Source organism: Gracilibacillus kekensis, from assembly GCF_900143085.1.
GTDB classification, from domain to species: Bacteria; Bacillota; Bacilli; order Bacillales; family Amphibacillaceae; genus Gracilibacillus; species Gracilibacillus kekensis.
In genome coordinates, this window is the sequence record NZ_FRCZ01000005.1 from 290719 (window position 1) to 314185 (window position 23467).

Annotated in this window: 26 protein-coding genes, 14 tRNA genes and 2 rRNA genes; 6 read left to right on the plus strand and 36 right to left on the minus strand. The window is 35.4% G+C overall.

Going from position 1 to position 23467, the window contains the following annotated elements; translation table 11 throughout:
* Positions 1 to 10: 10 nt before the first annotated feature.
* Complete coding sequence (locus BUC25_RS13645) at positions 11 to 1057, minus strand: hypothetical protein (protein ID WP_073202456.1); 1047 nt, start codon at positions 1055 to 1057, stop codon at positions 11 to 13.
* The gene (locus BUC25_RS13650; protein ID WP_073202458.1) at positions 1047 to 1589 is read right to left on the minus strand and encodes a sigma-70 family RNA polymerase sigma factor; all 543 of its coding nucleotides are present in this window, start codon (positions 1587 to 1589) and stop codon (positions 1047 to 1049) included. Before BUC25_RS13650 ends, BUC25_RS13645 begins: the two co-directional genes overlap by 11 nt.
* 199 nt (positions 1590 to 1788) lie before the next feature.
* Between BUC25_RS13650 and BUC25_RS13655 the strand changes: the two genes are divergently transcribed.
* Entirely contained in the window at positions 1789 to 2166 is a 378-nt protein-coding gene (locus BUC25_RS13655) for a PH domain-containing protein (RefSeq protein ID WP_073202460.1), read from the plus strand.
* A gap of 124 nt (positions 2167 to 2290) precedes the next feature.
* Positions 2291 to 2458: a YfhE family protein gene (locus tag BUC25_RS19190; protein WP_073202461.1), complete on the plus strand. Its 168-nt coding sequence runs from the start codon at positions 2291 to 2293 to the stop codon at positions 2456 to 2458.
* A 212-nt stretch (positions 2459 to 2670) separates the two neighbouring features.
* Here BUC25_RS19190 and BUC25_RS13665 read toward each other — a convergent pair whose 3' ends face one another.
* A complete protein-coding gene (locus BUC25_RS13665) occupies positions 2671 to 3072 on the minus strand; it encodes a nuclear transport factor 2 family protein (protein WP_073202462.1) in 402 nt (133 codons plus the stop codon).
* Positions 3073 to 3362: 290 nt separating this feature from the next.
* Here BUC25_RS13665 and BUC25_RS13670 point away from each other — a divergent pair, with 290 nt between their 5' ends.
* Positions 3363 to 3989, plus strand: coding sequence for a 3'-5' exonuclease (locus BUC25_RS13670; protein WP_073202463.1), 627 nt, complete (start codon positions 3363 to 3365; stop codon positions 3987 to 3989).
* Between the two features lie 78 nt (positions 3990 to 4067).
* Here BUC25_RS13670 and BUC25_RS13675 read toward each other — a convergent pair whose 3' ends face one another.
* The 5 genes from BUC25_RS13675 to BUC25_RS13695 all read right to left on the minus strand — a co-directional run bounded on the left by BUC25_RS13675 (position 4068) and on the right by BUC25_RS13695 (position 8233).
* Positions 4068 to 5285 carry a multidrug effflux MFS transporter gene (locus tag BUC25_RS13675; RefSeq protein WP_073202464.1) on the minus strand — a complete coding sequence of 406 codons (1218 nt, stop codon included), beginning with the start codon at positions 5283 to 5285 and terminating at the stop codon, positions 4068 to 4070.
* Positions 5286 to 5567: 282 nt separating this feature from the next.
* Positions 5568 to 6137 carry a class I SAM-dependent methyltransferase gene (locus tag BUC25_RS13680; protein WP_073202465.1) on the minus strand — a complete coding sequence of 190 codons (570 nt, stop codon included), beginning with the start codon at positions 6135 to 6137 and terminating at the stop codon, positions 5568 to 5570.
* Positions 6138 to 6164: 27 nt separating this feature from the next.
* Positions 6165 to 7067: an NAD(P)/FAD-dependent oxidoreductase gene (locus BUC25_RS13685; protein ID WP_073202466.1), complete on the minus strand. Its 903-nt coding sequence runs from the start codon at positions 7065 to 7067 to the stop codon at positions 6165 to 6167.
* A gap of 25 nt (positions 7068 to 7092) precedes the next feature.
* Positions 7093 to 7488, minus strand: coding sequence for an RrF2 family transcriptional regulator (locus tag BUC25_RS13690; RefSeq protein WP_073202467.1), 396 nt, complete (start codon positions 7486 to 7488; stop codon positions 7093 to 7095).
* A gap of 328 nt (positions 7489 to 7816) precedes the next feature.
* The gene (locus BUC25_RS13695) at positions 7817 to 8233 is read right to left on the minus strand and encodes a GNAT family N-acetyltransferase (protein WP_073202468.1); all 417 of its coding nucleotides are present in this window, start codon (positions 8231 to 8233) and stop codon (positions 7817 to 7819) included.
* Between the two features lie 114 nt (positions 8234 to 8347).
* On the opposite strand from BUC25_RS13695, the gene BUC25_RS13700 reads away from it, so the two are divergent.
* Positions 8348 to 9733, plus strand: a complete 1386-nt coding sequence (locus BUC25_RS13700) for an aminotransferase-like domain-containing protein (RefSeq protein WP_073202469.1) — start codon at positions 8348 to 8350, stop codon at positions 9731 to 9733.
* 103 nt (positions 9734 to 9836) lie between these two features.
* Here the strand turns inward: BUC25_RS13700 and map are convergent, their stop codons facing one another.
* Both map and BUC25_RS13710 read right to left on the minus strand, forming a co-directional pair.
* Positions 9837 to 10577: a type I methionyl aminopeptidase gene (map, locus tag BUC25_RS13705; protein ID WP_073202470.1), complete on the minus strand. Its 741-nt coding sequence runs from the start codon at positions 10575 to 10577 to the stop codon at positions 9837 to 9839.
* A gap of 90 nt (positions 10578 to 10667) precedes the next feature.
* Entirely contained in the window at positions 10668 to 11123 is a 456-nt protein-coding gene (locus tag BUC25_RS13710) for a hypothetical protein (protein ID WP_073202471.1), read from the minus strand.
* A 232-nt stretch (positions 11124 to 11355) separates the two neighbouring features.
* Here BUC25_RS13710 and BUC25_RS13715 point away from each other — a divergent pair, with 232 nt between their 5' ends.
* A complete protein-coding gene (locus BUC25_RS13715; protein ID WP_073202472.1) occupies positions 11356 to 11508 on the plus strand; it encodes a small acid-soluble spore protein P in 153 nt (50 codons plus the stop codon).
* Positions 11509 to 11598: 90 nt separating this feature from the next.
* Here BUC25_RS13715 and BUC25_RS13720 read toward each other — a convergent pair whose 3' ends face one another.
* A complete protein-coding gene (locus BUC25_RS13720) occupies positions 11599 to 11895 on the minus strand; it encodes a hypothetical protein (protein WP_073202473.1) in 297 nt (98 codons plus the stop codon).
* Positions 11896 to 12192 carry a hypothetical protein gene (locus BUC25_RS13725; RefSeq protein WP_073202474.1) on the minus strand — a complete coding sequence of 99 codons (297 nt, stop codon included), beginning with the start codon at positions 12190 to 12192 and terminating at the stop codon, positions 11896 to 11898. It lies immediately after the preceding gene.
* Positions 12193 to 12633: 441 nt separating this feature from the next.
* On the opposite strand from BUC25_RS13725, the gene BUC25_RS13735 reads away from it, so the two are divergent.
* On the plus strand, positions 12634 to 13206 hold the full coding sequence (locus tag BUC25_RS13735; RefSeq protein WP_073202476.1) for a hypothetical protein: 573 nt from the start codon (positions 12634 to 12636) through the stop codon (positions 13204 to 13206).
* Between the two features lie 157 nt (positions 13207 to 13363).
* Here the strand turns inward: BUC25_RS13735 and BUC25_RS13740 are convergent, their stop codons facing one another.
* The 24 genes from BUC25_RS13740 to BUC25_RS13850 all read right to left on the minus strand — a co-directional run.
* Positions 13364 to 13990: a YesL family protein gene (locus BUC25_RS13740; RefSeq protein ID WP_073202477.1), complete on the minus strand. Its 627-nt coding sequence runs from the start codon at positions 13988 to 13990 to the stop codon at positions 13364 to 13366.
* Positions 13991 to 14021: 31 nt separating this feature from the next.
* The gene (locus BUC25_RS13745) at positions 14022 to 14891 is read right to left on the minus strand and encodes a carbohydrate ABC transporter permease (RefSeq protein ID WP_084543470.1); all 870 of its coding nucleotides are present in this window, start codon (positions 14889 to 14891) and stop codon (positions 14022 to 14024) included.
* Positions 14892 to 14902: 11 nt separating this feature from the next.
* On the minus strand, positions 14903 to 15802 hold the full coding sequence (locus BUC25_RS13750; RefSeq protein ID WP_073202478.1) for a carbohydrate ABC transporter permease: 900 nt from the start codon (positions 15800 to 15802) through the stop codon (positions 14903 to 14905).
* A gap of 34 nt (positions 15803 to 15836) precedes the next feature.
* Complete coding sequence (locus BUC25_RS13755; RefSeq protein ID WP_244535190.1) at positions 15837 to 17111, minus strand: ABC transporter substrate-binding protein; 1275 nt, start codon at positions 17109 to 17111, stop codon at positions 15837 to 15839.
* 547 nt (positions 17112 to 17658) lie between these two features.
* A complete protein-coding gene (locus BUC25_RS13760) occupies positions 17659 to 19935 on the minus strand; it encodes an ATP-dependent DNA helicase (protein ID WP_073202479.1) in 2277 nt (758 codons plus the stop codon).
* A 237-nt stretch (positions 19936 to 20172) separates the two neighbouring features.
* Positions 20173 to 20334, minus strand: a complete 162-nt coding sequence (locus tag BUC25_RS19415) for a hypothetical protein (RefSeq protein ID WP_170862697.1) — start codon at positions 20332 to 20334, stop codon at positions 20173 to 20175.
* Between the two features lie 242 nt (positions 20335 to 20576).
* Entirely contained in the window at positions 20577 to 20900 is a 324-nt protein-coding gene (locus tag BUC25_RS13765; protein ID WP_073202480.1) for a nucleotidyltransferase family protein, read from the minus strand.
* Positions 20901 to 20902: 2 nt separating this feature from the next.
* Positions 20903 to 21304 (minus strand): nucleotidyltransferase substrate binding protein, encoded by a 402-nt coding sequence (locus BUC25_RS13770; protein WP_073202481.1) that lies wholly within the window; start codon positions 21302 to 21304, stop codon positions 20903 to 20905.
* Between the two features lie 153 nt (positions 21305 to 21457).
* Positions 21458 to 21539: transfer RNA gene (locus BUC25_RS13775), tRNA-Leu, on the minus strand.
* Positions 21540 to 21550: 11 nt separating this feature from the next.
* A tRNA-Cys gene (locus BUC25_RS13780) sits at positions 21551 to 21624 on the minus strand.
* A gap of 47 nt (positions 21625 to 21671) precedes the next feature.
* A tRNA-Gly gene (locus tag BUC25_RS13785) sits at positions 21672 to 21746 on the minus strand.
* A 5-nt stretch (positions 21747 to 21751) separates the two neighbouring features.
* Positions 21752 to 21826 (minus strand) — tRNA-Gln (locus BUC25_RS13790).
* Positions 21827 to 21840: 14 nt separating this feature from the next.
* Positions 21841 to 21916: transfer RNA gene (locus tag BUC25_RS13795), tRNA-His, on the minus strand.
* A 16-nt stretch (positions 21917 to 21932) separates the two neighbouring features.
* Positions 21933 to 22003 (minus strand) — tRNA-Trp (locus tag BUC25_RS13800).
* Between the two features lie 36 nt (positions 22004 to 22039).
* A tRNA-Tyr gene (locus tag BUC25_RS13805) sits at positions 22040 to 22125 on the minus strand.
* Positions 22126 to 22164: 39 nt separating this feature from the next.
* Positions 22165 to 22240: transfer RNA gene (locus tag BUC25_RS13810), tRNA-Phe, on the minus strand.
* Between the two features lie 33 nt (positions 22241 to 22273).
* A tRNA-Asp gene (locus BUC25_RS13815) sits at positions 22274 to 22350 on the minus strand.
* A 7-nt stretch (positions 22351 to 22357) separates the two neighbouring features.
* Positions 22358 to 22434 (minus strand) — tRNA-Met (locus tag BUC25_RS13820).
* Between the two features lie 24 nt (positions 22435 to 22458).
* A tRNA-Val gene (locus BUC25_RS13825) sits at positions 22459 to 22534 on the minus strand.
* Between the two features lie 85 nt (positions 22535 to 22619).
* A tRNA-Glu gene (locus BUC25_RS13830) sits at positions 22620 to 22694 on the minus strand.
* Between the two features lie 11 nt (positions 22695 to 22705).
* Positions 22706 to 22797, minus strand: a tRNA-Ser gene (locus BUC25_RS13835).
* Between the two features lie 2 nt (positions 22798 to 22799).
* A tRNA-Asn gene (locus BUC25_RS13840) sits at positions 22800 to 22874 on the minus strand.
* Between the two features lie 11 nt (positions 22875 to 22885).
* Positions 22886 to 23002, minus strand: a 5S ribosomal RNA gene (gene rrf / locus BUC25_RS13845).
* Between the two features lie 130 nt (positions 23003 to 23132).
* A 23S ribosomal RNA gene (locus tag BUC25_RS13850) occupies positions 23133 to 23467 on the minus strand; the annotation flags it as partial.

Consider the following 23467-nt stretch of genomic DNA (forward strand, 5'->3'; position numbering starts at 1 on the left):
CTAAAACTATTTAATCAATCGCTTCGCCATTTTCATCTCGAACGATCACTTTATATTGATCATCCCGGATGGTTGCTGTTTCCTCACTACTTTCAATATAGGAATCTATTTCTGAACGAATTTCATTTGCGATTTGTAAAGCTTCAGAATCATTTGGATCCAGTGATGTTTTGATGATGATTTGGACAGGATAAGGATGAAACGAATATGCAAAGCCTGTTACAGGAAATTGATCTGATGCCTCTAATGCAATACCTATATTGCTAATTGCATCCGTCTTCTCCCAACGTTTCTCCTGTTCGCGTGCTTTCTTTTGCACTTGGCGAACATCAAATTTAAACTCGTTACCATAGTTGCTAGCCTCTTCTTTCATTATCTCCTTTAACTTCTCCAAGCGATATTCTGATTTGGGAACGATAACGGTTATATCAATAACATCCTTCTGATCTATCCCAACTTGAATTGGGAACATTAATTCATACCCTTCTGATTCTATACGTTCAGTTAATACAGATATCAACTCATTACTGGTCAAAATATCCTGTTCGATTTCCCCTTCACTTCTCTCCGTAAGCATATCTTCAGGTGGTTCATAAGGAACAAGCATCACTTCATATCCATTAAGCTGTTCATCTTTCAGCTGTTGTTCAATTTCTTCTAATATGTCGTTGTCGACTTCATTTAAATCAATAATTTCTACGATCATCTCTCTTTCTTCCCTACTAAAACTCCAATATCCAACTTTCAGTCCGTTTTCCTCTAAAAGGTTTCCTACAAAATTATGTACTTGTTTCTCGTCTTCTCTCTGTATTTCTTCTTCCTTAATAAATTTATTAATATACGGAATTTTAGCCACTACGTTATCTATATTCGGGATAAAAAACGAGCCTGCTACTAGTAATAAAAGAACTGTAGCAATAGTTAGACCACTCAACAGAAATTTACGGTGTCTTTTTTTCGACGAAGAAGCATTTAGTTGATTTAAAACCTTTTGTTGATCTGATTTGGTGAATTTCATTTTTTTTACTTCGTTAGGATAGTTCCATTTACTTTTCAAAAAGAATTCCTCCTTCTATTCCTTCCTTTAAGTTTTTCCGAGCACGATGTAGCCTGGTTTTAATTGTGCTCGGTTTCACACCTAAAATATTGGCAATCTCAGGGATGGAGAGATCCTCATAATAATAAAGAATCAATACTTCACGCAGTTTCACGGATAGGTTTAGGACTTTATTAAAAAGAAGCCTATTTTCCTCTTGTTTCACCACATGAGATACTACGGAATCATAATTCGGATTACTATCTCTATGAATAACTGAAAGAGGTATTAACTTTCGGAAGGACCAACTCCTTACATAATCTTTGCAGTAATTCACCGTAATCCGATACAACCATGTTTGATAGGAAGAGCGATTTTGAAATGTATCAAGAGATTTAAAACATTTTATAAAAATTTCCTGGGATATATCTTCAGCTATTTGTCTTTGCTTAACATATGTAAAAGCGACACGGAGAACCATATCACCGTAGTTTTCCATTAAATGAACTAATATCTCTTGATTGGATTTATCCGCTAGTTGTTCCTCATTCATAGCTTCCTCCCCTTTTCTTTTATACTGTTAGACGAAGTTGGTGGTCTTTCAGTTCCCTATTAATAGAAATTATCCTATGACACTGCTTCGAAAATGCGTTACAATTTAATTGTAAAATTATAGTATAGAGGCAATACTATTTATAAAAGTCTATTCATCTCTAAAGTTTTTAATTATTATATATTAGGAGGTATTACAATTGGGATTTCTTGATGGATTAATGGGAAACGCTTCAAATGTAGACACAAAAGAAATTATGAAAGATTATGGACAGTTATTCGTAGAAGGTGAAGAAGTAAATGCAGCATTTAAAGTAATACGAGACATGTTTATTTTTACAGATAAACGATTGATCTTAGTGGACAAACAAGGGCTAACAGGTAAAAAAACGTCCTTTCACTCGATCATGTACAAAAGCATTTCACATTTCAGCGTGGAAACTGCTGGCACTTTCGACTTGGATTCTGAGTTAAAGATCTGGATTTCCGGTAATCTTGAACCACTCGTTTCTAAGACTTTTAAAAAAGATAGCAATATATTTGAGATCCAGAAAGTGCTTGCGGCTGTTAGTGGTTAAAAATTTTGTGGTTAATTTACAATGCATTTTTTAACTAGGCAAGAGATTTAAATGCATGTTTATCACTTAGATATGAAGGGTAAATTCTTTATGTAACCCAATTCCATAAGAAAGGATGAACACTATGTCTAAAAGAGCACAGTATCAACCTATAGGAGGAAATGGGGACGAACCATCAGCAGCACAAGAAGTTATTTATGCTAAAGATTTTAAGAAAGCAGATATTGCTGGTGGTTATCGAAAACCCAGAGTAAAAGAAGCTAAAAGGGAAAATCCTGATTTACAAAGATAAGTCATTTAAAAGCAGCTTTCTTAGCTGCTTTTTTCTTATTTATCGAGAGCGTAAAAGTTTTGTGTAAATGGTTAAACTCATCAAAAAGGAGATGATCATTTGTGCGAGATTTACACTCTCTAATTCACAATCATTTATTTATACACGATATATCTCATTTAATTCTTTCCTTTTCCCCACTCTTATATAACCTATTCTTGCTAGTAATTCTCTTAAACTACCATCCCGTTGTTTTTTTTCTCATCACTACTTTTAACAAAACTGCAATGTCCTGAAATAACTTTTGATTCATTCTTATGTGTTTGCCAAATTCTTGTATAGTACATCTCATCATCTCTATGTTGTCCAGCAATGATCGCTTGTACTCTAGCCTTTGTAATAGTAACACTAACATTTCCTAATGAAATAACCTTTTGATTTAAAAATTTAATTTCAGTTATATTCACTAACCCTGACCGATAAGTGTTCAGGTCATCTTCCTTTGTAACTACTTGCCCATAAGGACTAACAAATGATAGTTCATCACTGATGAGTTTTTCAAGCTGTTCTAGATCTCCATTAATCATAGCGTTCCGTAATTTTTCTTCGTATTCGTAAATTAACTTCTCTTCCATCTGAACTCCTCCTTATTAATATTTATTTCTGTTTGTTTCATTGGAATCCTTTGTAATTCTCACAGATTTACCGGAAACAGTACCAGTCTGTTTGATAGTTTTTATTACTATTTTAACATTAAATTCCAATTATTAAGGTGGATTTTTAAATTTTTGAGAGTAACAGATTTTTTGTGCTCAGAAGTTGTGAATACACTATTTATCATAATTATTTTCTATATAAGAAATATAAGTTAAAATGGCTATAAGCTAGATTTATAAAGTGTTTCAAAATTAAGGATGTGAAGGTATTGAATTATGTAGCTATTGACTTTGAAACTGCAAATCAATCTCGATTTAGTCCTTGCGCAGTGGGACTTGTTGTTTTTAATAAAGAGGAAATCCTTGAAGAATATTACACATTGATTAACCCAAACATGGAGTTTGATCCCTATAATTCTATAATTCACGGTATTACAGAAGAGGATGTAATCGGATCACCCACTTTTGATGATATATGGGATGAATTGCGGACCTATTTAACCAGCCATCTCAGTATTGCTCATAATGCAAGTTTCGATATGAGCGTGTTGAGAAATACGTTAGATCATTTTAACATTACATATCCAGAGATAGACTACTTATGCACGTATATTATCTCCAAAAATGTTTGGCCTGGATTAATTAATTATAAATTGAACACAATCGCTGAATGGAAAAACATAACATTTAAGCACCACGATGCCTTAGAAGATGCTAGGGCTGCGGCTAAGATTTTCCAACACGCACTGATTGAGAGTGATGTGGAAATAGCGGACGAGCTAATACAAAAGCATCGATTTATTCCTGGTAAAATATTTGAAGGTGGTTACACTGCTGCGAAATCACCGAAGAAGTCTCGAAGGAAATCTTTGAAAGTAAATCAACTTAATATTTAAAAAAACACCTTTCTAATCAATTAATCATTCGATTAGAAAGGTGTTTTTGCTTTCATAGATTCATATGTTCAAAAACTATTAATTATTATTTCCGTCATCTACTTTTAATGAACCTTTTCTAGCTAATAGATAATAAGATAAAAAAGCCAGAAAGCTTGCTGAGAAGATAATAATCCCCATTGGAATAGCTGTATGTTCTCCTGCAATTCCTACAAGTGGAGCCGTAAATGAACCAAGTAAAAATGGTAGTACACCTAATAGTGCAGACGCACTTCCGGCAATATGTCCCTTTGTTTCCATAGCCAAAGAAAAAGCCGATGTTGCAATAATACTGATGGAAGTTACTAAAAAGAAAATTGGAATAGCAACGGCAATTAATGGTGCATCCAACAGTAACGCTATTAGCAATACAATTGCTGAAGAATTAGAAAGCAGTAACCCGATCTTAAGAAACGTTTTCTCAGAAAGTGCTCCCGAAAATCGTCCAACAATCTGGGTTCCCATCATTAAGCCAAAACCATTTACTCCAAATAACAAACTAAATACTTGTGGTGATACACCATAAATATTTTGATAGACAAAAGAAATACCTGATACATAAGCGAAGATTCCAGCAATGGTAAAGCCTTGTGTGAATGCATAACCTGAAAATTCACGGTCCTTTAATAAAGAGCCAAAGTTGCTGACAACTTGTTTAAAGTTACTCGGTATTCGTTTTTCAGTTGGTAATGTTTCCTCCAGTTTTAACGATACAACGACCGTTAGAATAAGACCAATACATGCTAAAACTATGAAAATTATTTGCCAGTTTGCAAAGGTAAGAATTCCGGCACCTATAACTGGAGCAATGATGGGACCAAGATTTCCTACTAGCATTAATAATGCAAAAAATTTCGTGAGTTCCCTTCCACTGTAGAGATCACGAACAATCGCCCTTGATATCACAAGTCCACCAGCAGCAGAGAAGCCTTGCATAAAACGAGCTGCAATTAATACATAAATGTTAGGAGCAAAAGCACATATTATAGAAGATAGTAAGTATAAAAACAAAAAACTTAATAAGGGCTTACGACGTCCTTGTACATCACTCATCGGTCCTATAACTAATTGCCCCAACCCTAATCCTAACAAGCACGTGGTTAAGCTAATTTGTACCAAAGAGGCATTCGTATTAAACTCATTTACAATTGTCGGAAATGAAGGCAAATATGTATCGATCGTAAAAGGGCCTAGAAGTGCCAATGACCCCAATAATAAAGCAACCTGTAAACGTTTCGTCTTGGATAGTGTATTCAAAATTTGTGTCACCTTTCTAAAAATGTCTATTGTGTTAATTGCTAAAATTCACTTGAATTACAAGAATCATTTATACCGCTTTCAATAGTGTATTACTTTAAGCAAATTATTTCACTAATTATGCTTCTCTATTTTTATTTAAAAAAGAATAACACTGTTAGCTCTTAACTCTAAACTGTTCTGCACAAAAAAATTCTCCCCAAAACAGCTACTAAAGTTACTATGTTTCGGAGAGAATAAAATACTTTACAGATACTTAATATCTACAATTAAACAGAAAAATTAATCACTCTTCTGCGCAACAAGCATGTACAGAAATTCTGCTGGGGAAAATTTCTCTGTTATCTCTAATCCGGCATCTTTTATCTCTTGCTCCATTCCTTCCAAAGTAATTCTCGGTGCTTTCTCAGAATTTCCTTTTGGTTCAAGCTCCAGACAGATTAGATAGCCCTCTTCTTTTAATAGATTTTTCATTTGCTTTAACAACGGGGCCAATGGCTTAATTTCATGCAATACGAGAGAAGCAATGATTATATCGATCGATTTTTTAGGTAAAGGTAGTGCTTCAATACTTCCTTCTACTGGAACAATATTTGTAAGCTGATGCTCCAAGGCTTTCTCTTTGATTATTTCCAGCATGCTAGCATCTAAATCAAGTGCGTATACAGTGCCCTTGGTTTCTTCCGCTACAGGGATGGAAAAATAACCGGTTCCCGCGCCAAAGTCCAATATGGTATCTGATTCTTTCACAGGAATCCTATTCAGTAATTGTTCTGGGGAAAATGCTTTTCTTCGTTCGGGACTTTCCAAGTACGATACCTTATTATTTTTATGTTTGCCATGCTTCTGCATATAGATGCTCCTTTTCTAAATGATTTTTTAGTTGAATTTTTCTTCTATCAATGCTGCGTTCACAGCAATAGCAGCCATCGAGCCTTCTCCTGCAGCAATAATTAATTGAGAGGGACCTGCAATTCTTGTGTCCCCACAAGCATATACGCCTTCTGTATTTGTGCGTTGCCAGTCATCCGTTACAATTCCACCCTGCTCATTTAATGTATATTCAAGTGAAGAATCAAAGGAAGCTGCCTGTTTCCATTCCGCCGCGATAAACCCTCCTTCACGCAGTACGGTTGTTTGATCCTCCAATTGGATTTGTTCAAGCATGCCCTTTTCGCCAATAAAAGTGGCGATCTGCTTTTCATTAATACTGATACCTTTGCTTTGTAGCAATTCTTTCTCCTCTAATGAGTGTATTTTATTGCCATTGGTAAAAACAATGAGATCGTTCGTCCAATTGGATACCACTTTCGCCATATGAAACGCCTTTTGATCATCCGCGATCACTGCCAGCGGACGATCCCTTAATTCCCATCCATCACAGAACGGACAACTGAACAGGCTCTTACCGTAAAATTCTTTGACCCGCGGTATATCAGGAAGCTCTTCCTTAAATCCAGTTGCCAGTATGATTTTTTTTGCGTAATATTCTTCTCCATTTTCAGTCTCTACCAGGAATAAGTTGTTCTCTTTCTTTATATGATGAACGCGTAGCTTTTCGATCGAAACATCCGGATACCTGCTTAATTCCTCTTGGGCTATCCTTTTAAATTCCTGTGGATCGATACCGTCTCTTGTGATAAACCCATGAGACTCGGAAGTCACAGCATTTCTCGGTTTATTGTCATCAAACAGAATTGTTTTACGTCTTGATCTTCCAAGTACTAAAGCAGCATTCAATCCAGCCGGTCCTCCACCAATCACAGCGCAATCTAATACCATCATATCCACTCCTTTATTAAAATGTTTACTTAGATTCAGCCTTTTTAGCAATATCGATCAACAGCTTTGATTCCAGTTCACTTTTCATATTCTCTTCTGCCTGAGTCATGACGTTCTCAATCAAACATCCTTCATGATGAATGGAGCATTCGAAAAGATTTGTGTCTCCCTCAACTGCATAGATCACATCCAAGAATGATATGTTATGCTTTGTTCTGGAGATCTTATAGCCTCCCTTCGCTCCTGGTGTCGACTCGATCAAACCAGCCTTCGTAAGTTTGGTTAGTATTTTAGAAAGATATGTTGGGGATAGATCTTGCATTTGTGCTAATTCTTGCACTCCCACCGAACTTCTCTCAGGCTGCAACATTAAATGGACCATTGTATGCAGGGCGTAGTTTGTTGCGTTTGAATACTTCATATATAATCTCCCCTTTCATAAAAAGATATTAAAGACTCTTAATATCTATAATATAGAAATCTTATCACCTTCAATATAGGAAGTCAAAAAAGATGATTTTCGCTTTTTTATATCCCCTTCTATTTAGATAAAGCAATTGCTCCATCAAGGGCATGAAATGCAGAAATTCCAAATACGAGGGATTTTAACATCGACTTGATCTAATTTTTACTTTTTGTGCCATTTAAAAAGAATCACGGACGACAAAACCCTCATGGAATGATTTTCTTAATCCTTGAGGGTTTTTTACGATGTTTGATTCATAAAAATATCCAATATTCTTCAATCATCAATTAATAGAATACTCACTTTTGTACTGCATCGTTTGTACATCAGAAAATCCAAATTTTCTATAAAGGTTATGTGCATCTTTTGTAAATAAACCAAAAGTCTTCACTTGATTCTGCGGATGCTCCATAATACATTGAAACAACCATTTACCTAGGCCTTTCCCACGATGATCCGGATGAATAATCACATCACAAATCCATGAAAATACAATATTGTCCGTAATTACTCTTGCAAAACCTACCTGTACTTCTCTCTCAAAAACACCAAAACAAATGGAGCTTTTCATACTTTGAACAATCACTTCTTTAGATCGATCATAAGCCCAATAACTTTTGGATAACATGTCAAAAATCACATCTGTATCCATTTTTTCTTGATTATCACTAACTTTATAGTGATTTCTGTACCACTCCATAAAATTACCTCCTTAGAATTTCTCTTGGTATAATGGAAGTATAATAACTTTAATAAATTTAGAAAATCTCTTTTTTTATCATCTGTATAGGTACAGAAGAGGAGGTAACAGTTAATGACCACCAAGTATCATCAGATAACGAATGACATAAAACAGAAGATCCTTAACGGAATAATAAAATCTGGAACTAAGCTTCCTTCTATTAGACATTTATCTGAACAGTATGACTGCAGCAAGAATACGGTAATAAGAGCCTATAGCGAACTTGAAAGGCAACATTTAATCTATTCGATACCGAAGAGTGGATTTTTTGTGGTAAATGATGCTAATCCATCAGATGATTTGCCGAATAATAGTCTAATTGATTTTCTTTCGGCGGGGCCAGATAAAGAAGCCATGCCTTACGAGGATTTTCAACATTGTTTAAATCAAGCAATAAATCTATATAAAGGAGCGCTTTTTTCATATTCACATCAGCAAGGGTTTCTATCCTTACGAAAAGAAATTACAAAGCATTTACAAGATCAACAGGTCTTTACAACTCCTGATCGATTGTTTATTTTATCTGGCGTACAACAAGCTATAGACTTACTTGTACCTATTCCATTTCCTAATGGTAAAACTAACATTCTTGTCGAACAACCTACTTACTTTGGAATAGTTGAATCCGTTCAACTCCGTAATATTAAAACATTTGGAATTGAAGTCACTATGCAAGGTATAGATCTAAATCGATTAGAATATATGTTTCGCCATAATGACATTAAATTTTTTTATATCATTCCTAGATTTCATAACCCACTTGGTCACAGTTATACAAATGAAGAAAAAAGAAAGATAGTAGAACTCGCAAACAAGTACGATGTTTATATTGTGGAGGATGATATATTTGGAGACCTTGAACTTGATACAAAATCTGACCCGATATTTTCTTATGACCCAAACGGAAGAGTAATTTATCTAAAAAGCTTCTCCAAAATAATGCTACCTGGTTTAAGAATAGGTGTTGCTGTATTACCTGAACTTTTAATAAATACTTTTTCTCGTCATAAATTTAGTAATGATTTGTTTTGTACAACCATTTCTCAAGGGGCATTAGAGCTTTATTTAAAAAGTGGCATGTTTAATGGACATACAGAACGAATCAAACAATTATATCGAACAAAAATGGATAAAGCCAAAAGTGCATGTGAACGATACTTATCACCTCTAAAATACGATTTCACTAAGCCTGATACTGGTTTTTATTTATCGATCTATTTACCAAAAAAAGTTCCAGCCAAAAGATTAGTATCTGCTTTACAACATGAAAATGTCTTGGTAGATAATGCAGAAAGAATGTATTTATCAGAATTCCAGAAAAATAATTTGATTAGGTTGAGTATTTCCCAAGCAGATACGAGTCAAATAGCTCAGGGTATAGAAACAATTGCGAAACACATCAATATCCTTAACAATAAAGAAGTTAGCTTTATCGATAGCACAAATCACCTATTATAATAAATTTTAAAAGGCGAATCATTTGGATGATTCGCCTTCTTAACGAATAAACACTATTGCTAGCTGATGTGCTTATGAAACATTCGCTGGGGTATTATTGCTCTCACAATGTAGTAATAATCGGTCCTTCCTTGGTAAGTATAATTGTATGTTCATATTGAGCTACAAAGCTTTCATCGGTCAGGAAGGTCCAGCCATCTTCGGATTGGAAAACTTCCTCTTCTAATGTAGAGATAAATGGTTCAAAGGCAATGACCATGCCATCTTTTAAAATTTCATCATCCCAGCGTGAGTAAAAATTCAAAATATGGTGTGGTGCTTCATGAATCGAACGTCCAACACCGTGTCCAGTAAGATTTTTGATAACTGTTAAGCCATGCTGTTTCGCTATTCTGTTTACAGCTTTTCCGAGAGCGCTTTTTTTCGCCCCTGGTTTGGCTTTTTTTAGTCCGGCATCGAATGCTTCTTTAGCAACGTCACATATTTTCTGTAAAGTTGTGTCTCCCTTTCCAACAACAAAAGAAATTCCTGTATCTGCGAAATACCCGTTTTTCGAACCTGAAACATCAATATTTACAAGGTCTCCTTCTTGGATGATCCGTTTCCCTGGAATCCCGTGTGCTACTTCTTCATTTATACTAATGCACGTATATCCTGGAAAGTCATATTCTCCTTTTGGGGCAGATTGAGCTCCAGCTTTTTCAAACATCTCTCCTGCCATTTCATCGAGTTCTTTTGTAGTAATTCCAGGTTTAGCACATTGAACTAACTCATCTCGAATTGTCCCGCAAATTTTACCAATTTCTTTTAATCCATTAAAATCCTCTTCCGTCTTTGCTATCATCGTGGTTCCTCACTTTTTATATTATTTTATGATAAGCATCTCTCATTAAAAAGGACAGAAGCTTGGAATGAATACAAGCTCCTGCCAAAGTTATGTTCTTGTGAATCCCTCTTCCTCTAAAAAGGCTCTAGCCTCATTATATGAACGAAAGGTACCATCAAGATTTCGACCGGCAAAAACATTCCATAAATCCCCTTCGTTCACTAAAAGGAGCGAATGTTTTTCTGAATTAATCCAATACTCTTCAATCGGAGCTTCAGCGACTGCTGTTAGTGCCAATGATTCAATTGATTTTTGAATGACTGTACGTAATTCCGTTTCAGAAAAGTCTCTTATATTAATCATGCCTTTGTGATCTGTATCATAGTCATTCAGATATTCTGCATAAACAAATCCATTTCCATTGGGATGCAAATGATATACAACATTCTTTTTATCATCAGCACTTTCTTCATAATGAAAATTAACTCGATTCATCGATACATTATGTCTTGTTAATTCAGGAAAAGATTCAACTATTTTTAATTTTTGTTCAAAAGTTAACATGTTACCTCCATTTTTGAATCAGATATGATTAATCTAAATTATACCACTAAAGTGGAACATCACCAAAACCTTGTAGTTTTCTTAGACATTTAAACACTTTAGGTTAATATTATTAATTAGCTAAAAAAGGTGAGAATGCCTTCGTATAACTTAGCAATAATTTAGAGATAATAAAATATCAATAATAAAGTGTTCTAAAACACCCTAATTAAATCACGGAGGATGAATAACTATGACCAAAAATCGTAAAGGACCGAAACAACAGGCACAACCTAATTTACCCAAAAGCGTACAACAGCCCTACGATGAACCATTATCAGGTTCACATAAAGTAAAAAATAAAAACCATTCCCGACAAAAAAATCATGCATCACATGACATGTGAGAAACCTATTCAGTAAGAATTTATTCTACAGTCAGGTCATTTGCAAAATAAAAAGTTGCTACATTTTATTCATAAATCTGTAGCAACTTTTTAAAATTTTTTATTAAAAGTCAAATCTCTCAGCCAATAATCAACAATCACAGTAGCGTGTTCGAGTTCAATCGTTTCTTTTATATACGTAATAAATGTATCGAAATCCGATTGCGTTATATCTTTATGGTCTTTTTCAAACGTTACAACAATCATAGGTTTTCCTACTGCTATGTCATAACTAACATATATATATCTAGTATCTCCAAAATGTTCTACTATATATTTTTCAATTCTGGGTGTTATTTCAAGTTCCGAGTGTTTTTCTTGTTTTTCTATGATGATCGAATCTTCCATTCAATTCATTTTTTTATCATAATACACGATAAAGCTTTCATTTGTATCCATGTTTTGAACTGTTATTCCATGTTCAAAATAACCATAATGTTTAAAGTCAGTGGAAGACGAAATAGTTTGTATTTCATAATTCATATCTTGATAGTTTTCAGCTAAATAATGTTTTGTTTGTCTAATAGCTTCGTCTTGCTCTTTATTGTTAAGTATAACGTTTATTTTAAAAGCTAAAACGATTAAAAAGATAAGTGCTATAATTCCACTAAGAATGTATATAGATCTTTTAATTCCTTTTTTCATAAGAATTTTCCTTTCCCTATTTTCACTTTTATAATCCACTCCTTTCTTCTATAATAAACGATTTTGTTTTTTATTCTACTTTTTTCAAAAAAATTATATCGTACAAAAGGCGATAGACACAGCTGCAATTTTGAACGATAAATGAATATATCGACCAAAAGGAGAGCTTCTCGACTACGCTTTTGTACGATAAAAGGCATATAGTCCAGAAGGAGTGCGCCTCCGTGTGTTTCAGCAATTAATGTGCTGTGGTGATATAAATGAAAAGTGTAAAACAAATAAAAGGTACCTTCCACAGTACTCATAGGCTTTTATATACTGCAAGTAAATCTTGTATCACTAAAGTAACGAGTTTTCTTGCGAACAAATTAAAAACTATCATAAGAAGGTTTAATTTGGGAATGATATAGATAATTCAATTGTATTAAGGTGGATCTTATTATGACCAGTGAACAAGGAAAACAATTAAAGGAAATAATCAGTCACCAAGACGAAACGGTTAGAATGTGGTTAGAGTACTGGAAGGCATTTTCTAGCATACAAACATGGCATTTTTGGGGAATTGTACTTATGTTAATCATTCCGCTTATCGTTATTTATTTTTGTATTGACAAAAGAAACGCATTTCACATAGGTTTCTATGGTTTTAATATTCATACCTGGTTTACATATTCTGACGCTATAGCAATGAGGACTTCACATGTTGTCTATCCTTTTCAGGTAGCACCAATCTTACCTGTTAATTTTGCATTAGATGCATCTTTAGTTCCAGTTGCTTTCATGTTGCTGTACCAATGGTGTCTAAATCGGCAAAAAAATGTGCTGCTGTATGGTATTCTTCTGAGTGCTATTTTCTCTTTTGTTTTTAAGCCATTGTTAGTCTTATTGGATTTTATGCAATTAAATAAAGGTATGAATTACTTTTATCTTTTTTTAAATTATTTACTTATCTTATTTCTTTCAATCATTATAACGAAGCTCTTCTCCTATTTTAAAAAGAAAGGAACAGAATAAGCAATAATCCATACAGAAGTAGTTTCAATTCAACCTAATTAAAAATAAATCTTCAAGAAAAGCAGTGAACATATCTTTCTGTTCGCTGTTTATTTATGCCTAATTCACTCCTAAGTACTATAGGTATAAGAGAATTTTTTATGACAAGTTATTTGAATCAAGCCTGTTGTTGCAAATATTCAATTTTCACGAATGACCTGTATCCAAACCACATTAAGTTTAAACAAAACAGACTCATAAAAAATAAAGGAATAAGCCCTGAGATATACCAATATAAACTAAAGACTATTGCCAGGCCAAGCATCATCATTATCGTTGAAGCTACCTGCGAAACACCGATAATAAAGGCATATTTTATATGTTGAACAAAAGAAATATTAAAATGTACATAAACCGGAAAGAAATATAGAAGTATGATAAAAAACAAGATTCCTATACACAACATGACCCCTGAAAGGATTTGCAGAAAAAGAGTAGACGATTCTTTTAAGAAAATAATGTCTACTCTGATAATAAATCCTACAACTAAAAACAGGAGACCAAACAAATTCGACTTAATAAATTCCTTGCGATAGTAGTATAGAAAACTTTTAAATATCGGAAAATCATCCTTTTTTATAATCCATTGACGTAATACGGCAAAAAGGCTTACTGTAGCAGGCATAAATCCAAAAACACCTAATCCCAGAAGGGTGAAAACAATCCATAATAAATTTGTATAGAAAAGTCTGATTGTCCATATACCAATTTTGTAGATGATTCCTGTCAATCCATTTAATTGCATTTTGTAATCACCCTTCTTGTAATTATTCTTCTTACCCCTTTACTGCTCCAATTGCCACACTTCCTATGATGCGTTTTGAGAATATGGCAAAGACGATAATGATTGGCAGAACTGATAATGCAACACCGAGATATTGAACACCATAGTTTGTTCCATAGTAACCCTGAAGTAACTGAACCAGGAGTGGTAATGGATATTTATCATTAGTAAATAGCAATACTAGAGGTCCGATAAAATTATTCCACGAGCCAATAAATGCAAATATTCCTAGCGCAGCCAAAGCAGGTGCTAACATCGGCAGGATAATTTTATTAAAGGTTTTGAATTCACTAGCACCATCTACTCTTGCTGATTCTATAATTTCATCTGGTATCGTACCATCTATAAACTGTTTTACGAAAAAGACAGCAAACGCATTGGCGGCAGCTGGTAATATTAAAGCTGCATATGTGTCAAGAAGGTTTAGTATATACATAATTCGAAAAGTACCAACTAAACCTAATTGCTGAGGAACCATCATAGTGGCCAAGACAAACCAGAACAAAATCTTGTTACCTCTAAATTTATATTTGGCGAAACCATAAGCATTTAATGCCCCAAAATAGAGAGTTAGAGCCGTCGAACAGCCTGCAATAATAAGACTATTTAAGAACCCTCTCCAAATATTCATGTTTTCTGTCATCGATTGATAATTTTCTAAAAGCGCCTGTCCCGGGAGAAAAATAAATTCAGATGCAATATCTGCATTTGTATGTGTTCCGTATATAATCATAATGTAAAAAGGCACAATACAAATAATAGCTAAAAGAATAAGAAATAGATGAATAAATATATGGCTTAATTTCATCTTCTTTCTTTTCACTGCTTTATCACGTACATTTTCAACACTTGTTTGCAACATAAGAATCCCCCCTAAGCCTTTCCTTGTTTCGTTTTAAGATTCATCGTTGTAAAAGAAATAATCGAAAAGATAACAATCACAATAAATAAACCAAACGCGATCGCAGAACCATATCCATACTGATATCTAGTGAAGGCGGTGTCATATAAATACATAACACTTGTTAACGTCGCATTGTCAGGGTTACCTGAACCATCTGTTAATGTGTATGGCTGATCAAAAATCTGCATGCCCCCAATGATAGAGGTGACTACTTGAAATAGGATAATCGGACTTAGTAATGGCAAAGTAATGTTAAAAAATACTTTTACTTTGGAAGCACCATCGATCTCAGCTGCCTCGAGTATATCCTTTGATATCCCTTGAAGACCTGCTATATAGATAATCATTGAATAACCGAAGTACTGCCAAAATAGGATGGAAGAAACCAACCCTCGCATAAAGTTTGGTTTATCTGCCCAATTGATTGGATCACTGATGATACCAAGACTCATCAAAAATTGATTAAAACTACCTGTTTGCCAGCTGAAAATCAATCCGACTAAAAGTCCTAAAGATGCTGCTGTAACAATGTTCGGAAAGAAAAATACTGCTCTAAATAAGCTTTTCCCTTTCACAAATTTCTCATGTAAGATAACTGCTAATATTAAACTAATGGTTAACTGAGGAATAACCGATACGCCCCATATTACTAACGTGTTAAATAATGATTTATAAAAGAAAAAGTCTCCTATTATTCTTTGGTAATTTTGTAATCCAACGAGAACCGGCTGTCCAAAGCCATCCCAATCCGTAAAGCTTAAATAGAGAGAATATATTATGGGATAGAGCCCAAAGATAAAAAATATAAGAAAAAATGGAGCAATAAACAAATATCCATAATGATCTTTTCGTATCGACTTTGAAAACATTTAATTGCCTCCTTTTAGGGATTATTCCAATCTATTAATCCACTTCGATTTCTGGGAAATGATGACCAACTTCTGTTTTAAATGATTCAATCATTGCTTCTTTCGTCTTCAATCTACCATTAAGAAAATCATTTACTTTTTCATCCCATAAACTGTTAATATCATTATCGTATTTTGTTTGTGGTACAGAGGAGACTTGTTCACCAGCTTCTACAAAAAAATCAAAATATTTTTGATCACCTAGAAACTCTGAAGTTAATGTAGGAGCTAATTCTTGATTAATATTTTTGTTGCTTAAAAAGTACTGTTGACTTTCTGCCAATTCCTTCAAAAATTCCTCATCCGTTGTATAGAATTCCATAAACTTCCATGCCAAGTCTTTCTTTTGACTGCCTTTATACATAGCCAGGAAAGTTCCTCCCCCACTAAAAGGTTTTGGTCCATGTGCTAATCCCCATTTACCAGCGGTTTCTGGTGCATTGTTTTTAAAAATGTGTGGAAGTCCCCATGTAGGCTCAGGATAAAACATAACGGTTCCTTGCTGCATCGAAGCTGTCCAAGCTGGTCCCCAAGATTCATATTTAGCTACGATCTCACGTTCTCTAGCTTCCTTAGCTAGATCTAACGTATGAACTCTAGCTTCATCAATGGTTAACTTATCATCGACAATCCATGGTTCTTCAATATTAGAGCTTTCCACATTATTAATTGCGCTCCAACTGGACAAAGCATGTATTTCTCCGTTACTTTCTTCGACCACTCTCTCACCAATATCCATAATCTTATCCCAGCTGGATATCAATTCACTTACTTCTTCTGGGTCATCAGTGCCTAAAAATTCTTTGGTTAAATCGCGACGATAGTAAAAACCACCTGGCGTTCCTTGATAACCTAAACCTCTTACGATTCCATTTTCGTCCTTTTCTTCTGCTTGAATATATTCAAATTGTTGTTCCAAAATTTCTTCTGCGTTGTAGGGGCTTTGAGTGAGATTTTCCAGTCTTGGTATGTCTCTGATTTGAGGCCAGTAGGTGCGCTCCACAAAGAAAACATCTGGAACATTTTTTTCCACTTGTAGAACAGAAATGAGCTTTTGTAAGTAGTTATCGTTGTTAATAAATAATAAATTCACATTGACATTTGGATATCGTTCTTCGAATTTTTCTACTGCATATCTTGCTTCATCAGTAAATGTCCAAATTGTCAATTCCTCTTTTTCCTGTGACGAAGAAGATGAAGAACAACCAAAAAGAATAGAAGCAAGAATACAATACATGATCATTGGTAATACACTAGATTTCATATTCATTTCGCTTACACCACCTATCCAATATTTTATAATCTAAAAAGTACTAACCACCACATCTTGGATTTCTTCTCACTTTACAGTGATCAAATATTTATCTCCCTTCATCTTTTAATGAAAGCGTTGTCATAAATGCGGTTATTTACTGTGAAGTGGCTACCATGTTTAATGCATTGTTCATCTATCAAACTAACTTAGTATATGATATTATACCAAGTAATATGTGTAGTCAATATAGATATGTAATTATTTTGAATATTATCCTAAATAAGTTATGCAATATGATTCAGGTGAAAAGAACTAATTAATTTCTAAAATTAAAAAGCATGCTATAAAATCCTTTTATAGCAATTATGGATTTATTTTAATGATATTTGCAAAGCGACTTATATATTTACTTTAATGGAGATAATAGAATAAATAGTACTAAATTACGCCTCCTTTCACTTTTTAATCGTAATCGCATAGATAGATCATGGATAAAGCTAGTTAATTGCAAATAAAAAGTCTACTCCATAAGTGTTACCACTTAAGAATAGACTCTTATGTGTCACGCTAGAAAAGATCCACCACCCACACTATAATCCTGCCATTCATAAGGGATTAATGCCTGGTACTTCTTCTGTAAAAATCGATCATCAATTAAGGCGATCACGCCAGTATCCGTATCAGAACGAATCAGTCGTCCTCCTGCTTGCAGTACTTTATTCATTCCAGGATAGACATAAGCGTAGTCAAACCCATTCTTTCCAACCGCTTGGAAATGATCCTTGATTATATTTCGTTCAAAGCCAATCTGTGGCATGCCGACCCCAACTACGATCACACCTTGCAATCGGTCACCTTTTAAGTCCACTCCTTCAGAAAAAATTCCTCCGAGTACAGCGAAACCTACCAATCTTTCTGCACGTTCAGACGTAAATTGTGTCAGAAAATCTTCCCTTTCTGCTTCTGTCATTCCCCCATTTTGCATAATCGTAGACTCATTTGGATATTTATCGGTAAATTGCTCATACGCTTGTCTCATATATTGATAGGATGGGAAGAAGATTAAGAAATTACCATCCTTCATATCTATAACATCTTTGATAAAATGTACCATCGGTTCCAATGTATTTTCTCTATCCCGATATCTCGTTGATAAGGCTCGAATGATTACCTCTGTGTTTTCTCTCGCAAAAGGGGATGGAATCGAGATAACATAATCATTAGACCTTCCACCAAGTAACTCTTTATAATAATCAGCAGGTATTAATGTTGCTGAAAAGAAGACCCTGGCCTTAAATCCTTTCCCCATTTTAAGAATTTGCTCAGATGGATCAAGGCAAAATAACTTCATCTTCACTTCACTCTTATGAACTTCAATATAAGTAATGAATTGCTCATTGTAAAGTTTAGCAATTTTCACAAAATTTTGCGCGGCAAAATACGTATCTAGCAATAATTCATGATCAATTTTTACTAATTCTAGCTCTGCTTCCATGATGAATGTTTCCAGTAACTCTACTAGCTCTTTATCTAAATTTTTTTGCAAAAATTCCTCAGTCTTTTTCACGTTTAATAAATGGTCATTGATAGCTTTAGCTTCTGTGGCAAGGCGGTTATTTTTAAAGTCTCTTTTCAGCTGTAAAAAGTCGGATTTATTGATTACAGCAGAATACATTTCCCTCGCACGATCCACTAAGTTGTGGGCTTCATCTACTAGGATGGCAGTTTTCTTTTTCTGCTCTTCCATCAAGCGCTTCAACGATACTCTTGGATCAAAAATATAATTATAATCACAAATGACAGCATCTACTGCATATGCTAGTTCAATGGAAAATTCAAACGGACAAACCATATGTTTTCGTGCGTATTGTTCAATAACGCTCCGATTTATCAACTTCTCCTGCTCCAAAATATCAATTATTGCCCCGTTGATTCGGTCATAAAAACCATCCGCAAATGGACAATTTGCACTCGTGCAAATCATTTTCTCCTGAAAACAAATTTTATCTTTGGCTGTTATTGTCAGCACTTTCATATCTAAACCGTGATCAATCAATAGCTGAAATGCTTCTTCTGCTGCTGTTCTTGTAATTGTTTTTGCAGTCAAATAAAATATTTTCTCCAGTTTTCCTTCACCAATCGCTTTTACAGCTGGAAAAATAGTAGATATTGTTTTCCCTATCCCAGTCGCAGCATTTGCGAATAATGTTTTTTTGTTATCAATCGTTTTATATACAGTTCCTGCGAATTTACGTTGTCCTTCCCTGTATGTTTCAAACGGAAACTCTAGTGTTTTACTAGTCTTATTTCGCTCATTTTTATGCTTTATCTTCACTTTTAAAAAAATAGCATATTCCTCGATTACATCATAAACAAATGATTCCATTTCTTCATAAGTCATTACACGACGAAATTGTTTCTTCTCCATCGTTTTTAGCTGTACATACGTAAGTTGAATCGTCATGTCTGATAAATGATGGTCCCCAGCATAAATATAAGCATAAAAAATAGCCTGAGCCCAGTGAACTGGATGTGTCTCTTCCTCCATGTCATCTAAAGAATGTACCGTAGACTTTATTTCATCAATTGTCACAGAGTCCCCATCTTTCAGCAGTCCATCACAACGGCCATCCACTCGAACGATAAAATCTTGATAAGAAATATCTGCTTCTACATATACTTCCTTTTCATCGTGATCTCGATAACCTTTTTGGATTAACTGATGGATTCTTGTTCCTTCTGTCATCGTAGAAGAAGAACGGAAGCCAGATTCAATACTGCCACTACGATACACGTATTCTACTAAATTTCTTACTGAGATTTTCACCATATTAGTCATCTTATCACCTAAATTAATTATCAGTGGAGAGGGGGTGTAAGTCAAATGTAAATATGATTATCGTACTGTTAACTAGTTCATTATAAGCGTACTAGGGGTGCTTTTTAACTCAAATATGTGTAAAATGTTTTGAAAACTTGTTTTACAGAGGATATTTAAAAAAGCTTGCTTACAATAAGCACTGGTCTTCTTTTTCCATTTAATTAAACTGTCCATATCTCTCCACGTCTACCCATTTTACTCATCTTCTTTCCCCCATAATATTTCTTCTTTTTCTTTTATTATCTGCTCTTTTGGAGGTCTACTGACAAAGTAATTATCAAATAAATTATTAAGTAATTTTATCCGTTCTCCATTATCCATTTCTTCTATTGCTTTCATTATTTCATCAGCAGTCAATTGTAACCACCTCATTTAACAATTAAATTCTTCTGATCAATTATACTATAGAAATTCATTTTAATTTTAGAGCCATTTTAATAAAACGTAGTCAAAAACAAAAAAAGTAAGAACACTTAACTTATGCTCTTACCTTTTACGATAATATTTAATTAACTGTGTGCTTAGATTAGATACCGGTGGACCGTACACGACTTGATACATACAAACTCTTTATGCAACTGTAGTTATAAAAAATATAGCTATTTTCCATAATTCAAAGAATTAGCTTCATAAATTATTTTACCTTCTTTATCGATATGAGCCTTTAAATTAGCATTAGAGATGGTCTCATAGTGAATAAGATCAAAAAAATAAGGTAAGGGGTATTCCTCGTTCAATAAATCTGACAACTTATATAAAGTCTTTGAAGTAATACCTTCCCCTTTTATTGCAATATCAATATCGGAACCTTTTTTATAATTTCCCATCGCACGACTTCCAAAAATAATTCCATAATCTATTTCATCAAATTTTTCTAAGGCTAAGTTTATAAAACGTATATCTCTATCAATCAGTCCAAACATAGTTATCTTTCCTTTGATAATCTGTCATATAATTTTCTAAGAAAGGGTAGAAATTGCTCTTGTATTTCTATAACTAGCTTTTCTGCTAGCTCTTGATCATAAGTATGTGTTGTTAAATTGCGCTTAGATAATGCATCCATCCAAAGGTGTCCCTCTTCAATTATCTCAGCCTGGAACGCTTGTTTAATGGAATCCCTGGGACTTTTAGCAACATAGCCCTCTGCCTCAAGATAATCCTTTAAGACTTTCCATGCTAATTCAAAGGTTGTCTCAAAAAATTGAATAATACCCGCTCTTTCTAATTCAGTTGATATTGATTCTTTCGAGTATTTTTCTAGGAGCTTAAAAGACTTTTCAAAGTTATCAAATCTTTGTTTCCAACGAATATCTTTCATTTCATCCATGTTTTCACTCCTATTTATTTTATCCTTATTATACATCATTAAATTTCTCTTGACTAAAAAAACAAATTACCTCTGATCTATACAAAAAGGACAGGGAATTACTCCCTGTCTCAACTTTTACGATAATAATATTTAATTATTTGTGTGCTTAGATACCGGTGGTCGGGTTCGAACCGACACTCCGTGAGGAACACGATTTTGAGTCGTGCGCGTCTGCCAATTCCGCCACACCGGCATAAATAAATTTGGAGGCGGCAACCGGATTTGAACCGGTGATAAAGGTTTTGCAGACCTCTGCCTTACCACTTGGCTATGCCGCCCCGATAAATATAGTATATGCTATTGAAAAGGAATTGTTAAATAAAAATGGAGCGGAAGACGGGATTCGAACCCGCGACCCCCACCTTGGCAAGGTGGTGTTCTACCACTGAACTACTTCCGCGAAAATGGCTGGGCTAGCTGGATTCGAACCAGCGCATGACGGTACCAAAAACCGTTGCCTTACCGCTTGGCTATAGCCCAATAGATAAAATTAATGGGGCGACCAGTGGGGATCGAACCCACGCGTGCCGGAACCACAATCCGGTGCGTTAACCACTTCGCCATGATCGCCATTATCATAAAAAAACAGGGGTAGTAGGAATCGAACCCACACTGGAGGTTTTGGAGACCTCTGTTCTACCGTTAAACTATACCCCTACGTTAATTAAATAAATATTAAGTTAAATAAAAAAATGGTGGAGGGAGTAGGACTCGAACCTACGAACCCGATGGGAGCGGATTTACAGTCCGCCGCGTTTGGCCAACTTCGCTATCCCTCCACTATTATAATAAGCAAATATTGAGAAAAAACTTAAAAGTGGTGGCTCGGGACGGAATCGAACCGCCGACACACGGATTTTCAGTCCGTTGCTCTACCGACTGAGCTACCGAGCCATAAAATGAATGATTAAATTGATAAGTTTAAAGTGGCGGTCCGGACGGGACTCGAACCCGCGACCTCCTGCGTGACAGGCAGGCATTCTAACCAACTGAACTACCGGACCAATTTTTTGGTTGCGGGGGCAAGATTTGAACTTGCGACCTTCGGGTTATGAGCCCGACGAGCTACCAGACTGCTCCACCCCGCGATAATAAAAATATAAAGTTATAAATGGTGGAGGATGCAGGGCTCGAACCTGCGACCCCTTGCTTGTAAGGCAAGTGCTCTCCCAGCTGAGCTAATCCTCCGAAGTACAGGATGTACAAGTGCATACGTTGCAACAGGACGTTGCGAATTTAGTATGCCATCCATTAAACTGGTCTAATTATTGTATGGTGACCCGTACGGGATTCGAACCCGTGTTACCGCCGTGAAAGGGCGGTGTCTTAACCACTTGACCAACGGGCCTATATTAAAAGTGGCGGAGAGCGAGGGATTCGAACCCTCGGTACGGCGTTGACCGCACACACGATTTCCAATCGTGCTCCTTCGGCCACTCGGACAGCTCTCCATTGGCTCCACAGGTAGGATTCGAACCTACGACCGATCGGTTAACAGCCGATTGCTCTACCACTGAGCTACTGTGGAATGGATAATATGCCTGGCAACGTCCTACTCTTGCAGGGGCGCGAGCCCCAACTACCATGGGCGCTGGAGAGCTTAACTACTGTGTTCGGCATGGGAACAGGTGTGACCTCTCCGCTATCGCCACCAGACTTGTCCTGATATTTTTAGTGACAAAGAATATTATACTATGTATTCACAAAAAATCAAGTGAAAATTTAATATACTTTCAAAACTAGATAAGAAGTAAAACAAGGATCAAACAAACCGTAACTTATTAGTATAGATAAGTCCTCGATCGATTAGTATTCGTCAGCTGCACATGTCACCATGCTTCCACCTCGAACCTATCTACCTCATCGTCTCTGAGGGATCTTACTCTATCGAATAGATGGGAAGTCTCATCTTGAGGGGGGCTTCATGCTTAGATGCTTTCAGCACTTATCCCTTCCACACGTAGCTACCCAGCGATGCTCCTGGCGGAACAACTGGTACACCAGCGGTGTGTCCATCCCGGTCCTCTCGTACTAAGGACAGCTCCTCTCAAACTTCCAACGCCCACGACGGATAGGGACCGAACTGTCTCACGACGTTCTGAACCCAGCTCGCGTACCGCT

Excerpts from the sequence above, each read along its gene's own strand:
- BUC25_RS13745 (WP_084543470.1), bottom strand. The coding sequence starts at position 14,891 with ATGTTGCAAACAAGTGTTGAAAATGTACGTGATAAAGCAGTGAAAAGA.
- BUC25_RS13685 (WP_073202466.1), bottom strand. The coding sequence starts at position 7,067 with ATGGTATTAGATTGCGCTGTGATTGGTGGAGGACCGGCTGGATTGAAT.
- BUC25_RS13760 (WP_073202479.1), bottom strand. The coding sequence starts at position 19,935 with ATGACTAATATGGTGAAAATCTCAGTAAGAAATTTAGTAGAATACGTG.
- BUC25_RS13700 (WP_073202469.1), top strand. The coding sequence starts at position 8,348 with ATGACCACCAAGTATCATCAGATAACGAATGACATAAAACAGAAGATC.
- BUC25_RS13725 (WP_073202474.1), bottom strand. The coding sequence starts at position 12,192 with ATGAAAAAAGGAATTAAAAGATCTATATACATTCTTAGTGGAATTATA.
- BUC25_RS13695 (WP_073202468.1), bottom strand. The coding sequence starts at position 8,233 with ATGGAGTGGTACAGAAATCACTATAAAGTTAGTGATAATCAAGAAAAA.
- BUC25_RS13665 (WP_073202462.1), bottom strand. The coding sequence starts at position 3,072 with ATGGAAGAGAAGTTAATTTACGAATACGAAGAAAAATTACGGAACGCT.
- BUC25_RS13720 (WP_073202473.1), bottom strand. The coding sequence starts at position 11,895 with ATGGAAGATTCGATCATCATAGAAAAACAAGAAAAACACTCGGAACTT.
- BUC25_RS13735 (WP_073202476.1), top strand. The coding sequence starts at position 12,634 with ATGACCAGTGAACAAGGAAAACAATTAAAGGAAATAATCAGTCACCAA.
- BUC25_RS13680 (WP_073202465.1), bottom strand. The coding sequence starts at position 6,137 with ATGCAGAAGCATGGCAAACATAAAAATAATAAGGTATCGTACTTGGAA.
- BUC25_RS13755 (WP_244535190.1), bottom strand. The coding sequence starts at position 17,111 with ATGAATATGAAATCTAGTGTATTACCAATGATCATGTATTGTATTCTT.
- BUC25_RS13740 (WP_073202477.1), bottom strand. The coding sequence starts at position 13,990 with ATGCAATTAAATGGATTGACAGGAATCATCTACAAAATTGGTATATGG.
- map (WP_073202470.1), bottom strand. The coding sequence starts at position 10,577 with ATGATAGCAAAGACGGAAGAGGATTTTAATGGATTAAAAGAAATTGGT.
- BUC25_RS19190 (WP_073202461.1), top strand. The coding sequence starts at position 2,291 with ATGTCTAAAAGAGCACAGTATCAACCTATAGGAGGAAATGGGGACGAA.
- BUC25_RS13715 (WP_073202472.1), top strand. The coding sequence starts at position 11,356 with ATGACCAAAAATCGTAAAGGACCGAAACAACAGGCACAACCTAATTTA.
- BUC25_RS13765 (WP_073202480.1), bottom strand. The coding sequence starts at position 20,900 with ATGTTTGGACTGATTGATAGAGATATACGTTTTATAAACTTAGCCTTA.
- BUC25_RS13770 (WP_073202481.1), bottom strand. The coding sequence starts at position 21,304 with ATGGATGAAATGAAAGATATTCGTTGGAAACAAAGATTTGATAACTTT.
- BUC25_RS13710 (WP_073202471.1), bottom strand. The coding sequence starts at position 11,123 with ATGTTAACTTTTGAACAAAAATTAAAAATAGTTGAATCTTTTCCTGAA.
- BUC25_RS13750 (WP_073202478.1), bottom strand. The coding sequence starts at position 15,802 with ATGTTTTCAAAGTCGATACGAAAAGATCATTATGGATATTTGTTTATT.
- BUC25_RS13650 (WP_073202458.1), bottom strand. The coding sequence starts at position 1,589 with ATGAATGAGGAACAACTAGCGGATAAATCCAATCAAGAGATATTAGTT.
- BUC25_RS13690 (WP_073202467.1), bottom strand. The coding sequence starts at position 7,488 with ATGAAGTATTCAAACGCAACAAACTACGCCCTGCATACAATGGTCCAT.